The following is a 14,821-nucleotide window of genomic DNA, read 5'->3' as shown; positions in this document are numbered from 1 at the left end:
ATAATGCTATTTTTTAAAGAATATAATAAATGCTCCTTATACAGTAATGCCTCTGCGGTAACGATATTTGAGACTTATATACAAAGAAAAACAAGGGAGGTGTGCCGTATGCCGCTGCCCGGGCCGACTTGGCCTCGGCTTGGACTTCCGGCCCGACATTTGTTTGTTGCTATCAACATCCAGCGTCGAGCGGAAGACCTGGACGGTAGAGAGGGGGAGCACGTCAAAAAAGAAGAAATCCCTGCCAGCTTTACTTTGTATATAAGAATGGGGCCTAAGGGCATGGCTTGTGTTCATGAGTAAAGAAACAGCTCCAGATTACACCCAGGGCTACTATAAAGCCATAGTAATAGTTTTGCGGCTATATGTTATCGTACCTCTTAAAAATTAAATTTTAGTGATATATTAACAGAGTGAATTTGATGTTTTCTGTAAAAATGGTAATTAAATTGTGGGGGAATGCCTAAATGTTGTATACAACATCGAATCTGGTGAAATAGGATATTAAATTGTCGCATACTATAAAACAGACAACGCTTTGTGACACGTAAATCAATACAAATGAAAGGAAGTAGTATTTATGCCGAGAGTTACGATGTTGGACCGTGCCATTGCAGGCCGTACCGTGCTTGGATATGCGGATGGAATGTATGCCCCCAGGACAAGATGCAGCAATTTATACCATGCAATTATTGCTTGTGGATATACTCCGGATGACATTGGTAAAACGATTGATATCGCCGTAGGTGGGCGGCGCGGTAGGAAATGGCGGGATGGATACCACATGGCAATTGTCAAAATCTGAGTTTGTTGTTCTGTCCCGCAGGGCATTTCGAAATTAAAATATGTTATATATACAAAACCAGTTGTGTGATCAGAACAATCGCACAACTGGTTTTTATTTTTCTAACGAGAAGGTATGAGACGTACAATAACCATACATTGTAAAAACAAAGTGATTTTCTGGGTTTCCTGCCGCAATGTATTCAACGCCGCTGTCGTGATCTATCTTTGCTTGTAACAGATCTGCATAGAGGATGTTCTCTTCCTGCTCGTTCAGCTCCAAAGATGTATCGTGCGGGTAACTATGCCTGGTCCGCACGGATTTTTTATGGGGTTGTTTGACCGAAGTACCAGAGATAGAGGTCCTCCAAATTGGCCGTGACACTTCGGGCACGGACTGTGGGCGGGGCGTCCGAGAGAAGGCGCATATAGGTCACACCGTTCAACCGGGATACATTGCTGCACGGGCAGCGGACAGCCAGCTCAGCCTGCTCCTGTGGTGTGACCGGTACGGACCATACCTTACCCTCCAGTTGTCTCAGCAGTGCATCGGGGCTGTCCCGCCCGATAATCTCCCCCCGCCGCAGCAGGATGACCTGGTCGGCGGCGCTCTCCACGTCAGAGAGGATGTGGGTGGACAGTAGCACCAGGCGATCCCTGCCCAGTTGGTTGAGCACCCCCCGGAAGCGGATGCGCTCCTGGGGGTCCAACCCGGCGGTGGGCTCATCCAGAATGAGGATCTGGGGGTCGTTGAGCAGGGCCTGAGCAATGCCTACCCGCTGACGCTCCCCGCCGGAGAAGCCCCCCAGCCGCCGCTTTCTCCGGTCGGACAGCCTCACCAGATCCAGCAGTTCTGCTGTCTTTCGCCGGGCGGTCTCTCTGTCCAGCCCCTTCAGCCGGGCGATGTAGCACAGGAAGCCCTCCGCCGTGAAGTTGGGGTAAACCCCGAAATCCTGGGGCAAATAGCCCAGCAGATCCCGGTAGTCCGCCCCCATGGCGTGGATATCCCTCCCGTTGCACAGCACCCGCCCCCGGGAGGGGATCAGCAGGTCGGTCAGGATGCGCATGAGGGTGGTCTTGCCCGCCCCGTTGGGGCCCAGCAGGCCGTATACCCCTCTGCCCAGTTCCAGTTCGATTTCTTTCAGGGCTACAAAGCTGCCGTACAGCTTGCTGACCCGTTCCACCTGTAAAGTTACCATTGGTTGCGCTCCTTTCTCTTGCGGACAGCCCACCCTACGCACAGGGCGGTGAGGCACAGGTGCCAGGGGCCCCAGAGACACCACTCCCAGCCCCATGGCGGGCTGTAGGAGGCCCAGCCGGTGAGAGCCCGCCCCCGGATCAGTTTGGCAAAAAAGCCGTTAGCCAGGATATACAGGTCCAGCGGCTCCCCCTTTAGGTCGGGGGCCAGGGTGCTGAACACCAGCACCACAGCCGTCAGAAGAAAGGCGACGGGCAGGGAGCGAAAGAGTTCGCACAGCCCGCAGGCGGCCAAGGCCAGGAGAGACCCGCCCACCCCCGCCAGCAGGGTGTGGCCAAGATAGGAGGCTGCCCAATTCTCCGGAATGGAAAGTCCCCCGGACAACGTCAGCCCGCACAGGAAATTCCCCGCCGAAAGGAGCAGAGCCAAGAGAAAGGGACACAGGGCGCAGGCCAGCAGGCGGCGGAGAAAGAGGTGCTTCCGTCCCAGCCGGGTGGTAAGCATCAGAGACTCCGTCTGGCAGCTCCTGTCCCGGTCCGTCAGGGACAGGCAGACGGTGAGTATCAGAGCGGCCACTGCTGCCAGTCCCAGCTTGTCCCAGAACTGGCCCACGAAACTCCAGTAGCGTTCCGGCCCGTAGCGCCGCTGGAACAGCGCCAGGACCCCGTTCAGGGCTGTTGGCCCCAGGACCAGCAGCCAGGGCAAGGGAGCGGTCCAAATCCGCCGCAGCTCCTGTATCATTTTCTCGCCCTCCTGCTCCAGACTGCCCAGGTCAGGGCCAGTTCCGCTCCCAGCAGGCACAGACAGTAAAGAATGGGCCGCCAGAGAGGGGCACCGTCACCCCCTAAGAGCTGGGCGTCATAGCTCAGGATGCCGGACCAGGCGCAGCTGCTGAGCCGATAGAGCCCCTCCGCGATTACGGCCAGCCCCTCGGGCAGCAGAAACCGGGAGAAGAGGGACACCAGCCCCACTTGGAATGCGGCAGGGAGGGCCAGACAGAGGGCAGCCCCTGCCATGGCCGCCGCCGGGCGGTGGGCCAGGGCGGAGCAGAGGAGCACCAGCCCCGCGGCGCACAGCCCGCCCAGCAGGGAGAACAGCATCTCCCAGCCCCAGAGGGCCAGCGGCCCCGTCGTCTCCCACAGCGGGATCCGTGAGACAGAGTTTCCCGCACCGAAGGGGGCCGGTACACCGCCGCAGAGCAGGGCGTTGAGGCAGAAGGCCAGCAGGCCGGGGAACAGGGAGGAGGCCGCCCCATAGCCCAGTCCCAGGGCCAGCTTTGGGGCAAAAGTGCCCCGCAGGCCGAGCCGCCCTACCCGAATCAGAGCATCAGTCCGCCCGGCGCGCTCGCAGCAGAACAGCCGGGAGAGCCCAGCCACCTGGAGAAAGAGGATCAGGATGGAGGCTATGTTGACGTTGAAGTTGTAGACATTGATCCAGAAACCGCTGGGATCCCGGGCATAGGGAATGGTGCCCCACAGCGTCAGGCATACAGCCAGGATCAGGGCCGCGTACAGCTCCCGGAAGGTAATAAATTTCTTCCACTCAGCACTCAGTACGCACATAGCCGCCTCCTTTCACTCCGGCCGCCGCCAGGGCAGTCCCCAGACCAATAGGGATCAGCCACCCCCACAGGGGCAGGGCGGCCAGCCAGGCCTCCAGGCGCAGCCCCATCAGAGGGGCGCACAGCCCCATCCACAGGGTACCTCCCAGCAGACCCAGACTGGCGGTACGTATTCCCAGGGAGAACAGCAGCAGTGCGCCCCCCAGCAGGGCGGTGGAGGAGGCCCCGCACAGAGCCAGGCCCAGGGGGAATGGGCTATTCCAAGCGGCGGCCAGATACAGGGCCAGCAGGGCCGCCGCCGTGCTGCCGAAGAGCACCGTGAACCGGGCCAGGCACATCTGGTGGAAGGAGAAGCGGAAGGTGCGCTCCAGCTCCCGCATCCGGGGCTCGTTCCGCCAGAAGTAGCGGAAGTAGAGCAGGAACAGCGGCAGAGGAGCGGCGCAGAAGGTGGCGGTAAAGGGAATGGCCAGTCTTCCAGCCAGAAGTCCGGCCAGCAGGGACAGCCCTACCGCCCCCAGAAATAGGCCGGGAGGCAGCTCGGCCAGGGCGGGTCTCAGCAGCTGTGCCGGACTCACCTTATGGGCCTGCTGGGGTAGGGAGGCCCTGAGCCACTGAATGGTCTGTGCTTGTCTATCCATACCCATCCTCCTTTAATTGCTCCGCCATGGCCCGCCGGGCAGCGGAGAGCCGCCAACGCACGGTGGAGAGGGGATTGTCCGTCATGGCGGCGATCTCCTTGGGGGTGAAGCCGTGGAAGTAATGGAGCACCGTCGCCTCCCGCTGGAGGGGCGGCAGCCTGTCCAGCGCCTGCTCCAGAGCAGCCCGGTCCAGCACCTGGCCGCTGGGGTCTGGTTCGCTCAGCTTGTCCAGCTCCTCCGGGGCGGAGGCCAGTCTGCCCTGGAGCCGGAACAGATCCACGCACTTGTGGTGGGCGATGGTGAACAGCCAGCTCTGGAAGTTGCGCCTTACAAAGGTTTTCCGGTGCCGCAGGACCGCCAGGAAGGTCTCCTGAGTCACGTCTTGAGCGTCCTGCTCCCGGCCGGTGGTGCGGAGGGCGTAGGCGTAGATCCGGGGATACCAGTGACCTACCAGCTCCTCCAGTGCGCCCTCATCACCATCAGACATTCTCCGCAATAGGGTGTCATCATGCCAGCCCATACTCCATCACCCCCTCTGTCTGGTAGTATAACGGACAAGTAGGCCCAAAAGAACAAGGTTCAGGCAGAAAATATATGTGGGTGTATCGTGCCAGTAGTCACAGACGGCAAGAAGGGGACCTGCCGTAATATTTTTATAGAAAATATCAGTTAGATATATTAAAAGGACGCCCGTAGCAATTAGCATGATTTTTTCCATTCACTGAAATAAGGCGGCTCGTATTGGGACATCCGCCCATATTCTTTGCAGACAAGATTTTGGCACATCAAATGTCAGACCGCTGCAGACACTTTTTCATGTAAGCTGCGACCTATGCTGGATAGGGCCTTATGGCAATCAAAGCATCGATTTCCCTTCACTCAGTCCTCATAATCCCCCCTGGCATGACAAGATGATAAAACAAGTACCGCGCATTCCCACTTCTTATGTACAAAAAGAAGTACGGAGCACATGTCTTTACCTCCCAGGCCTCCACTCGAAGGCCGGGGCTTCTGCTTGCCGCTGTTTCGCGGACTGCCTTCTACTCAACCTGCACACAAAGGCGCTTTTAGTTTCCCAGGAATCATTTTTTGCAATGCAATGCAGGTTTGGCAAAACCCACTGGATAACCAAAGCAGCATACTGCTCGAACAGTATTTCTGCGACATGGAAAATCGAATTTGGAAATTAAAATCGTTATGCTCCGCTTTGCATAGAATAAATTTCGATGGATTACGATTTGGAGGATATTGTGTAGACCCAGGGACACAAAGAATGGAGGACCGTAGCATGCCGCAGAAAACAATTTATGTACCGCACGCATCTTACAGGATAATAGTAGCATTAAGGCATTTTTGGGAGCGGTTTCAGAGACCAAAATCACGGAGTTCAGACGCATCTATACAGGAGATGACTGGATAGATATGTTTGGCGGTGTGGGTCAGCGTCTTGAGCCGCCTGATGCCATGATAGAGGATGGGGAGCACAACTGTTATATTATCCGGTACATGCAGGACCGGATAGAGGACCTGGAGCAATTGCGCCACTGTTACCAGAGTGCAGCAGATAGATATTATTTTGCTCGGGCCGAGAGCAGCTCAGATTTGCCAGAGCTGTATATCGTGTTCTTATGCAACTATGACTACTATGGGCTTGGCCATGCAATGTACTATATGGATGATATCTATGATGGCTATGAGATTGACAATGGGCGCCATATGGTTATACTTAACAGTCGATATCGCGTCGCAAATGCAGCACCACAGATTATAGGGGTGCTGGATAGCATCCGCGCCAAAGAAGATAGTTAGACGACAAAAAATCCGAAACGGGGCCGGGTCAGCTACACTGTCCCGGCCCCAAGATGTTTTATGAGGTGTGTGCTGAGAATTAAATAGAAACTACTGGCTGCCTGTGTTATTATATCTATCACAGAAAAAAGATTGGCAAACCAACGGAAGCAAAGACGCTTGTCTTGTGTAATTTTAAATTCACAACATTGTTTGATAGCTGCTTCGTGTTTCATTTTTGAAGAATTATATACAAGGCTGCGGTGTTGGAAAAGATTACAGATATATCTGGCCTTTTAGAATAGCGAGCTGTGATGTAGTATCGTTTCAGCAACCAATACCGCAGTTCAGATTAAAAGGATAAGTGTTAAAGAGGGAGGTGAATGTTATGTCAGATGCCAAACCTACCTTTGCTGCAGATATGAGGGATTATGATCGGATACAAGCTACCATGCATTTGATGGACGAACTTGCCAAGGGACGGATGTCAGGCGAAGAGAAGGGCTGGCTTACATCGGAGGATCTAAGGAAGCATTTTAGATCTAAGGCAAATGATCCTAAGTTATCCGACGTTGAATAAAATAACGGATAAGGAACAGGCCCAGTTTACGCATCACTCAGAATAAACTTTCTGGGCGTCGGGTATAATCCACGTTGCCGCAGTCGGCGCCACAGTTCAACTATACCCAGGTCCGGATTACACCGGCGTATATCGCGGATCAATTTCAACTCCGCCTCCGTATGCTGGTTGGGGTGGCCTTGGGGCCGCCGGATGCTACACTTCCATCCCAGAGGGCCTTCCAGAAGTAGATGTACGACCGGCTCTTGTTGTATTTCCGGCTGGCGGGCCTGATGACGCATTTCTCTGTGTATTTCATCAGAGATTGCCGGTATGCCATGTCCTGTGTTATATCTTGCTCATGAAGAAAATGGCCCCCTTTCGTTAAGCTATTGTGTCGCAACTCAACTTTAATCGATGAGGCCGTATCCTTTATTCCTTTTTTATTCAGCTGTCCAACATATATTATACTCCTACACAAAATAAAAGATAAAAGGAAAACATGTAACCGCGCTTGCAATATGCAGACAAATGAAGTATAATGAACAAAACTAAATATGAGACAGATACGATGAGAAACTTGTTTCTGAACAGGTGCTCTTTATCACAAGCCGGTGGGAATCCGGCGCGGAAGACCGTATTCGTCGAAGGACGTCAGCCGGCAGTGATCGTACATGATTAGCACCTTTTGGAACTCGTAGCCTGTTTTATATCATTGCGGCCTTTCCAGAGGGGAAGGGCCGCTTTTTTCTTTGGACAATCCAGCTTTTTGTGGCCCCTCGGCAACAGAGGGGCTGAACAAGGGAATCGGGTGAGAATCCCGGACGGTAACCGCCGCTGTATGCGTGATGTCCGCTGCTCGTCACCAAACGTGAGCCATTGGGGACGTACCCTGAGAAGGCAGAGCATGTCGGCGAAGGCAGGAAGTTCCTGCCCCAAGCGCAAGTCAGAAGACCTACAAAAAGAGACTCCGCCAGGTACGGGACGCCGTGCCTGGCAGCTGCGCGCACAGAAAAACGGCTGTGGACATCATGTCCGCAGCCGTTTTTTGCGGAGAAGGGGAGCGTATATGGAGAAACACAATAGCATGGACGGGCGGAAGGCACGGCTGATGGACCTTTTCTTACAGGAGGGGCCCCTGAGCCCGGCGGAGGAGGCCCTGTGTGGGGGCTGGACCCTGGACAGGGAGGAGGGGGCGGAGCTCTGCGCCGCCTTCACCGATGAGGAGCTGCTGGGCCTGCTGCGGGAGACCGCAGAGCGGCTGGGGCACTCCCCGGCCCAGGGGGAGGTCCACTGGCTTCTGAAGGACTATCTCCGCAGCCGGTTCCGGAACTGGCCGGGCGCCCTGCGGGCCGCCGGTCTGAGCCGCGCCGCGGGACAGGGCGGACTCCCGCCGGAGCGGGCCGCCCAGCAGGAGCGGGAGGTCCGGCAGCTGCTGGACAAGGTGGCGGCGGCGGCCAAGGCCCTGGGGCGGCTCCCTCACCCGTCAGACCTGCCCGAAGTAGGGCGCCGGCTGAGCAAGCGTTACCAGACCTGGAATCAGGTGCTGGCCGCTGCCAGCGCGGACCAGGCCGTGGCCGCCGGCCTGCGGAAGTTTGACGACCTGAGCCCAGCGGACAGGCAGCAGCTGGACCGGCTGGGGGCGCTGGCCCAGAGGCTCAACCGGGCCCCCCTGCGCAGCGAGGTGGACCCGGAGCTGCGGAGTGCCCTGGTGCGCCGCTTTGGCTCCTGGCGGAACGCCCTCTACCAGATCGGCCTGGAGCCGGTACAGCGGATCACCCCCTTTGTCAACGCCCCCCTGACCAGGGGGCAGGACCGGGCCCGGGCCGCCCACAGGGGGGACCTCTACGACTGCCACTACCGGCTGCTGCGGCCGGACCGGGAGACGGCGGCGGACCTGGCCTTTCTCCGGCAGTTGGCCGACCGGCTGGGCCGCCCGCCCCGCCGCCGGGAGGTGCCCCCCGAGATCCGCAGGCGGCTGCAGGAGGCCTGCGGCTCCTGGTCCAACGCCCTGTTCCAGCTGGGACTGGAGGGGTAGCTTTATTCCGGGAACTCCGCACAGCTCCGCTGTGCGTTTCCATCCATATGATCGCTGAAGAAAGGGAGAGTATTGATGAAGAAAAAACCGCTGTTATCCGCACTGCTGGCCGCCGTGCTGGCCCTGTCTCTCACCGCCTGCGGCGGGACCTCCGCCCCCGCCGGGTCCGGGACCCCCGCCGGCTCCGAACCCCCCGCCGCCTCGGTGGACCAGACCCGGGAGATCGTCTTTGCCGCCTCCCGTGACCAGTGCCCCGGTGAGCAGGACGCCTACTACGCCTCCATGTCCCTGGGGGTATGGGAGCCCCTGATTACCAAGGACGAGCACGGCAAGCCCGCCCCCGCCCTGGCCACCGAATGGGAGCACAACGAGGACTCCACTGTGTGGACCTTCCACCTGCGGGAGGGGGTCACCTTTTCCAACGGCACCCCCTTCAACGCCGACATCGTGCTGGCCAACTTCGACCGCATGAAGAAGGGGCCCTTCGAGTCCTCCTTCTATGGCCTGAACATCGACACCATCTATCCCGGCCTGGTCTCCTATGAGAAGACCGACGACTACACCGTGGTGCTCACCCTCTCCGAGGGCCAGCCCCTGCTGGATTACACCATGGTCAACTACGGCTCTGCCATCTTTGAGCCCTCCTGCTTCGCTGAGGACGGCACCTTCAGCGGCTTCCCCATCGGCACCGGCCCCTATGTGGTGACGGAAAACGTGCTGGGCCAGTACTGCGTGATTGAGCGCAACGACAACTACTGGGGCACCCCCGGCATCGCCCAGACCTTCCGCTTCAAAGTCATCCCCGACGCCGAGACCCGCTATACCGCCCTGCGGGCCGGTGAGGTCCAGGGCCTGTGCGATCTGGGCGCCATCTCGCCCGCCCAGGCCGCGGAGATCGACGGCGACCTGGCCTACAACGTCTCCGTGGGCGATTCCGGCATCACCCACTTCCTCAACGTCAACGGCGGGGCCTTCCCCTTCAACGACGTGCAGATGCGGGAGGGCCTGTCCCTGCTGCTGGACCGACAGACCATCATCGACAGCTTCTACAACGGCTACGGCATCGCCGCCGGAGGCTTCCTGAACTACACCTCCCCCTTCTATGAGGAGCAGCCTGTCCAACACGACCCGGAGAAGGGGGCCCAGCTCATCCGCGAGGTGGTGGGGGACCAGGCGGTGGAGCTGCGGTTCCTGCTGCCCGGCGTGGACGCCAACCGCTACCCCTATCAGGAGGAGGCCGAATACATCCAGGCCCTGCTGGAGAACATCGAGGGCACCAACATCAAGGTCAATATCCAGCAGATGGACTGGGGCCCCTGCAAGGACGAGATGAAGGCGGGCAACTACAGCATGTGCCTGAAAATCCAGGGCCTGCCCTCCGCCAACCCATTCTCCCTGTTCAAGGGCTTTTTGTACAGCGAAGGCAGCACCAATATCAACTACGGCCTGGGCTACCATAACGACCACGTGGATGAACTCATTGAGGAGGCGTCCACCTGCCTGGACGCCGACCGGCTGACGGCCATCTACAAGGAGCTCCAGGAGATCTCCGCCGAGGACTTCCCCAACATCCCCGTGCTTTACTCCCAGGAGGTGGTGGCCTCCTCCAGCGACATCACCGGCTATCAGGCCACGGTCTACGGCCTCACCGGCTTCACCCAGGTATGCTGGGCCAAGTGACCCATACGCAAAAAACAAGCCCCCGTCCCACGGCGGGGGCTTGTTTTCCATACCTGATGCACACTGTAAAGGGGGTGGACCATGACCATTCTGAAGTACATTGGTCGCAGGCTGCTGGTGCTCATTCCGGTGCTGGTGGGCATCTCCCTGGCGGCCTTCCTGCTGGGGCGGCTCGCCCCCGGCGATCCGGTGGACGACGCCCTGTTCCGCATCGGCATCGAATTTCCCACGGAGGCTGACCGGGCGGCCATGCGCACCGAGCTGGGGCTGGACAAACCTCTGCCCGCCCAGTATCTGGACTGGCTGAACAACGTGCTCCACGGCGACCTGGGCCAGTCCTACACCGGAAACAAGGACATCGCCAGTGAGCTGCTCACCCGCCTACCCATTACCCTGAAGGTCTCCCTGGCCGCCATGCTGGTGGCGGTGGCCTTTGGCGTGGGGGGCGGCGTGCTCATGGCGGCCTGCCACGGCACATGGCTGGATGCCGTGCTCAAGGGGCTGTCCACGCTGTTGCTGTCGGTGCCCGGCTTCTGGCTGGCCCTGTTTCTCATCACCCTGTTTGCCGAGTGGCTCCACCTGCTGCCCACCAGCGGCCTGGACCGGGGGCTGGCCTCCCTGGTACTGCCTGCGGTGGCCCTGTCCGCGGCAAATGTGGGTTCCACCTCCCGGTTCACCCGGGGGAACATCCTTGCTCAGCTGGGAGAACAGTATATCGTGGTGGCCAACGCCAAGGGACTGTCTCAGCGGGCGGTGATGGTGGGGCACGCCTTCCGCAACTCTCTGGTGCCCATCATCACCTTGATGGGCAACTATTTCGGCGGGATTTTGGGAGGGAGCACCATCATCGAAAACATCTTTGCCATCCCCGGTCTGGGCAGCTATGTGCTCTCCGCCATCCAGAACCGGGACTACCCGGTGATCCAGGGCTACGTGCTCATCACCGGCACCACCTTTGTGCTCATCACGCTGGCCATTGACCTGCTCTATCTGGCGGTCAATCCCAAAATCCGTCTGCAGGGGGGAGAGGCATGACAAGGCGCAGAAAGCAGAAGATCCAGCTGGCGGCCGTCTGTTTCATCTTGGCGGCCATCGTTCTCATGACCATCTTTGCCCCCTGGCTGGCCCCCTACGATCCCCTGGAGGTGCATATGGAACTCCGGCTGCTGCCCCCCTGCTGGGCCCACCCCCTGGGCACCGACGCCCTGGGCCGGGACGTGCTCAGCCGGGTCATTTACGGCGGCAGAGCCTCGCTGCTGCTGGCTGTGGTGGCCACGGCCTGTTCCATGTGTATGGGACTGGCGGTGGGCGTGGCCGCGGGCTACTGCGGCGGGGTGGTGGACGGCGCCATCACCGCCGTCTCCAACATCTTTCAGGGCCTGCCCGGCATGGTGCTGATGATCGCCCTGGTGGGGGTCATGGAGCGGGGCAACAAAAGCATCATCCTGGCCCTGGTCATCACCTCCTGGGTGGGTTTCTCCCGCCTGGTGCGGGGGGAGGTTCTAAAGGTTAAAAGCGAGCTGTATGTGGAGAGCATGCGCTGTCTGGGGGCGGGGCACCTGCGCATCATTCTCCGCCACGTGCTGCCCAATATCCGCACCAACATCATCATCCTGTTTACCACCCGGATCGGACGGGTGGTGTTGTCGGTGGCAGGCCTGAGCTATCTGGGCCTGGGCATCCAGCCCCCCACCCCGGACTGGGGCGAGATGGTCAGCGGCACCGCCCGCCGGTATTTCCGCAGCGCTCCCCACCTGCTGTGGGCGCCGGGTATCTGCATCATCCTGCTTACCCTGTCGGTCAATCTGTTGGGGGATCTGCTGCGGGACAGGATGGACGTCAAACAGGATTCGGTGAAGGAGCTGTGAGCATGGTACCTGATATTGAAATCCAGAACCTGTCGGTGTGCTTTGACACCGCCCGGGGGCCGGTCTATGCCGTCCGGGACCTGTCCACCACCTTCTGGGCCGGGCGCATCTCCGGGGTCATCGGGGAGAGCGGCAGCGGGAAGAGCGTCATGGGCATGTCCCTGCTGCGGCTGTTGCCCAATACCGCCCGGGTGACGGGCAAGTGCTTCTTCGGTCAGGAGGAGCTCTACTCCATGCCCCTGCGGCAGCTGCGCAAGCTGCGGGGGGCGGCCATCGGCCTCATCCCCCAGAACCCCAATGCGTCTCTGGACCCGGTGATGAAGCTGGGCCGCCAGCTCACCGAGTCCATCACCACCCACGGGCGGCGGAACCGGAGAGAGGCAAACCGGCAGGCGGCAGAAATGCTGCGCCGGTTCGGGTTTGAGGACCCGGAGCGCATCCTGGGGCAGTATCCCTTTCAGATGAGCGGCGGCATGAATCAGCGGCTGGTATCCGCCCTGGGACTGGCCTGCCGCCCGGGCTGGGTCATCGCCGACGAACCCACCAAGGGCCTGGACGCGGTCATCCGCAATCAGGTCTATTCCGTCCTGCGCCAGATCTATACTGAGTACCACAGCAGCATGATCGTCATTACCCACGACCTGTCTCTGGCCCGCCGGTTGTGCGACGATATCCGGGTGCTCTACATGGGGCAGATCATTGAGCAGGGGACGGCGGAGGAGGTGATGGACCGGCCCAGGCACCCCTATACGGCGGGGCTGATCCACGCCCTGCCCAGCCGGGGCATGGTGCCCATACCGCCCCCGGACCCCAGGCGGCTGGAGCACACCGGCTGTCCCTTCTATCCCCGCTGCCGCCAGGCGGGGGAGCGGTGTGGCCGGGAGAAGCCGGGAGACTATCCGCTGCCTGAAGGCGGGAAGGTGAGGTGCTTTCTCTATGCGTAACGTGCTGGAGCTGGAAAAGGTCAGCCGGGTCTTTTCCAGCGGTGTATTTCGGACCCGCACCATCCGGGCGGTGGATGAGGTGAGCTTCGCCCTGGAGAAAGGGAGGACCTTCGGGCTGGTGGGCAACAGCGGCTGCGGGAAGACCACCCTATCCCGTATGATCACCCGGGTGCTCAGACCCACCAGCGGGCGCATCTGCTTTGAGGAAAGGGATGTGGCCGCCTTTGACCGCAGACAGCGCAAAACCTATCACCGCCGCGTGCAGGTGATCTTTCAGAATCCGGAGGGCTCGCTGGACCCCTCCATGCGGATCATGGACAGCCTGCTGGAGGTCATGGCCATCCACCATCTGGGGGCGGGAAAAGAGGACCGCATGGACAAAATCCAGACGGCGCTCAGACAGGTGGGACTACCCGATTACCTGCTCTCCCGCTATCCCCACCAGATCAGCGGGGGAGAGGGCCAGCGGCTGGTGATCTGCCGGGCCCTGCTGCTGGAGCCCGAGGTGCTGCTGCTGGACGAGCCCACCTCCATGCTGGACGTGTCGGTGCAGGCCAGCATCATGAATCTGTTGCGGGACTTGCAGCAGGAGCTGGGTCTTACCTATCTCTACATTACCCACGACATTGAACTTTTGGGGTGGATCAGCCACACTATCGGTGTGATGCAGCGTGGACGGCTGGTGGAGGTGGGCAGCCGGGAGCAGGTGATGGAGGCCCCGGTACACCCCTACACCAAGGAGCTGCTCTATTCCTACACCCACTGGGAGGGAGGTGCCCAACCGTGAAGGAACGCGTACCCATCCCCGACTTTGCCCGGCGGTGGGCGGAGCATGTGGCGGCCAGCACCTCGCCACGCATGACGGATGACCGGGCTGAGCAGGACTTCTGGCGGACCTTCATTCGGAAGAAGGTCTATGCCCCCGAGCCCTCCGCCCTTCAGGTGCTGGCGTATCTGCGCCCCCTGCTGCGCGCCCACGGGGTGGAGACCGCCCTGGAGCTGGGCCCCGGCTGGGGCAGCTATACCATAACGCTGGCGGAGCTGTGCCGGGAGGTGGCCTGTGTGGACATTTCACGGGATGTGCTGGATTTTGTCCTCCGGGCGGGGGCGGAGCGGGGGCTGACCAACCTCTCCGCCTTCCACGCCAAGTGGGAGGACTTTACCCCGGAGAGGCGGTACGACCTGGTCTTCGGCTACAACTGCTTCTACCGCCAGGCCGACCTGACGGACTGCTTCCGGCGGATGGACCGGGCCGCCAATAAACTGTGCGTGGTGGGCATGAACACCGGCCTGGCCACAGCCTGGATCCACGAACTGGATGAGGTGGGAGGGCAGGTAAATTGGGAGTGGAAGGATTACATTTATTTCGTGGGTGTCCTCTACCAGATGGGCATTGATCCCAATGTGGCGGTGTTACCCTTTGAAAAGGAGATCTCCTATCCCGACACCGATGCCCTGGTCCGGGGGGAGTGCGCCCGCTGTGCCCCCGGGACGGTGGATGATGAGACGGCCAGGGAGATCCTGTGCCGCCATTTTGTGTGCACCCGGGAGGGCGGCTGGCGGGCGACGGTGCGGTATCACAGCGGCGTGGTGTGGTGGAGGCCCACTGGGCAGCAGCGGGGATGAGTACCACCGCCCGTTTGATCGGCAGGACGGATGGCGGGCCCGATATTTTTAAAGAATATAATAACATATGACCCTCATACAGTAATGCCTCTGCGGTAACGATATTTGAGACTTATATACAAAGAAAACAAGAAAGGT

14 protein-coding genes and 1 riboswitch are annotated in these 14,821 nt (G+C 59.6%); of the genes, 9 read left to right on the top strand and 5 right to left on the bottom strand.

What is annotated here, in order from left to right; translation table 11 throughout:
* Positions 1-1,109 precede the first annotated feature (1,109 nt).
* From WMO64_RS01705 to WMO64_RS01685, 5 genes are read right to left on the bottom strand one after another with little or no spacing between them, the layout of a single operon-like run.
* Positions 1,110-1,982 (bottom strand): ABC transporter ATP-binding protein, encoded by an 873-nt coding sequence (locus WMO64_RS01705; protein ID WP_349230803.1) that lies wholly within the window; start codon positions 1,980-1,982, stop codon positions 1,110-1,112.
* Positions 1,976-2,722 (bottom strand): hypothetical protein, encoded by a 747-nt coding sequence (locus tag WMO64_RS01700; RefSeq protein ID WP_349230802.1) that lies wholly within the window; start codon positions 2,720-2,722, stop codon positions 1,976-1,978. Before WMO64_RS01700 ends, WMO64_RS01705 begins: the two co-directional genes overlap by 7 nt.
* Positions 2,719-3,543: a hypothetical protein gene (locus WMO64_RS01695; protein WP_349230801.1), complete on the bottom strand. Its 825-nt coding sequence runs from the start codon at positions 3,541-3,543 to the stop codon at positions 2,719-2,721. The genes WMO64_RS01700 and WMO64_RS01695 overlap by 4 nt, the downstream gene beginning before the upstream one ends.
* Entirely contained in the window at positions 3,524-4,180 is a 657-nt protein-coding gene (locus WMO64_RS01690; protein ID WP_349230800.1) for a hypothetical protein, read from the bottom strand. Before WMO64_RS01690 ends, WMO64_RS01695 begins: the two co-directional genes overlap by 20 nt.
* Positions 4,173-4,667 carry an RNA polymerase sigma factor gene (locus WMO64_RS01685; RefSeq protein ID WP_349230799.1) on the bottom strand — a complete coding sequence of 165 codons (495 nt, stop codon included), beginning with the start codon at positions 4,665-4,667 and terminating at the stop codon, positions 4,173-4,175. Before WMO64_RS01685 ends, WMO64_RS01690 begins: the two co-directional genes overlap by 8 nt.
* 935 nt (positions 4,668-5,602) lie before the next feature.
* Between WMO64_RS01685 and WMO64_RS01680 the strand changes: the two genes are divergently transcribed.
* The 9 genes from WMO64_RS01680 (at position 5,603) to WMO64_RS01640 (ending at position 14,683) form a co-directional block, all read left to right on the top strand.
* Positions 5,603-5,989, top strand: coding sequence for a hypothetical protein (locus WMO64_RS01680; protein ID WP_349230798.1), 387 nt, complete (start codon positions 5,603-5,605; stop codon positions 5,987-5,989).
* A gap of 367 nt (positions 5,990-6,356) precedes the next feature.
* Positions 6,357-6,548, top strand: coding sequence for a hypothetical protein (locus WMO64_RS01675; RefSeq protein ID WP_349230797.1), 192 nt, complete (start codon positions 6,357-6,359; stop codon positions 6,546-6,548).
* A 731-nt stretch (positions 6,549-7,279) separates the two neighbouring features.
* A riboswitch (cobalamin riboswitch) is annotated at positions 7,280-7,504 on the top strand.
* A gap of 92 nt (positions 7,505-7,596) precedes the next feature.
* A complete protein-coding gene (locus WMO64_RS01670) occupies positions 7,597-8,565 on the top strand; it encodes a homing endonuclease associated repeat-containing protein (protein ID WP_349230796.1) in 969 nt (322 codons plus the stop codon).
* Between the two features lie 75 nt (positions 8,566-8,640).
* Positions 8,641-10,245: an ABC transporter substrate-binding protein gene (locus WMO64_RS01665; RefSeq protein WP_349230795.1), complete on the top strand. Its 1,605-nt coding sequence runs from the start codon at positions 8,641-8,643 to the stop codon at positions 10,243-10,245.
* An 81-nt stretch (positions 10,246-10,326) separates the two neighbouring features.
* Entirely contained in the window at positions 10,327-11,280 is a 954-nt protein-coding gene (locus WMO64_RS01660; RefSeq protein WP_349230794.1) for an ABC transporter permease, read from the top strand.
* Positions 11,277-12,113, top strand: coding sequence for an ABC transporter permease (locus WMO64_RS01655; protein ID WP_349230793.1), 837 nt, complete (start codon positions 11,277-11,279; stop codon positions 12,111-12,113). The genes WMO64_RS01660 and WMO64_RS01655 overlap by 4 nt, the downstream gene beginning before the upstream one ends.
* 2 nt (positions 12,114-12,115) lie before the next feature.
* Positions 12,116-13,057, top strand: a complete 942-nt coding sequence (locus WMO64_RS01650; protein ID WP_349230792.1) for an ABC transporter ATP-binding protein — start codon at positions 12,116-12,118, stop codon at positions 13,055-13,057.
* On the top strand, positions 13,050-13,844 hold the full coding sequence (locus tag WMO64_RS01645) for an ATP-binding cassette domain-containing protein (RefSeq protein ID WP_349230791.1): 795 nt from the start codon (positions 13,050-13,052) through the stop codon (positions 13,842-13,844). The genes WMO64_RS01650 and WMO64_RS01645 overlap by 8 nt, the downstream gene beginning before the upstream one ends.
* On the top strand, positions 13,841-14,683 hold the full coding sequence (locus WMO64_RS01640; protein ID WP_349230790.1) for a class I SAM-dependent methyltransferase: 843 nt from the start codon (positions 13,841-13,843) through the stop codon (positions 14,681-14,683). Before WMO64_RS01645 ends, WMO64_RS01640 begins: the two co-directional genes overlap by 4 nt.
* Positions 14,684-14,821: the final 138 nt, after the last annotated feature.

The organism is Pseudoflavonifractor intestinihominis, assembly GCF_040096055.1.
GTDB classification, from domain to species: Bacteria; Bacillota; Clostridia; order Oscillospirales; family Oscillospiraceae; genus Pseudoflavonifractor; species Pseudoflavonifractor intestinihominis.
This window is presented reverse-complemented; position numbering and strand designations above follow the sequence as displayed.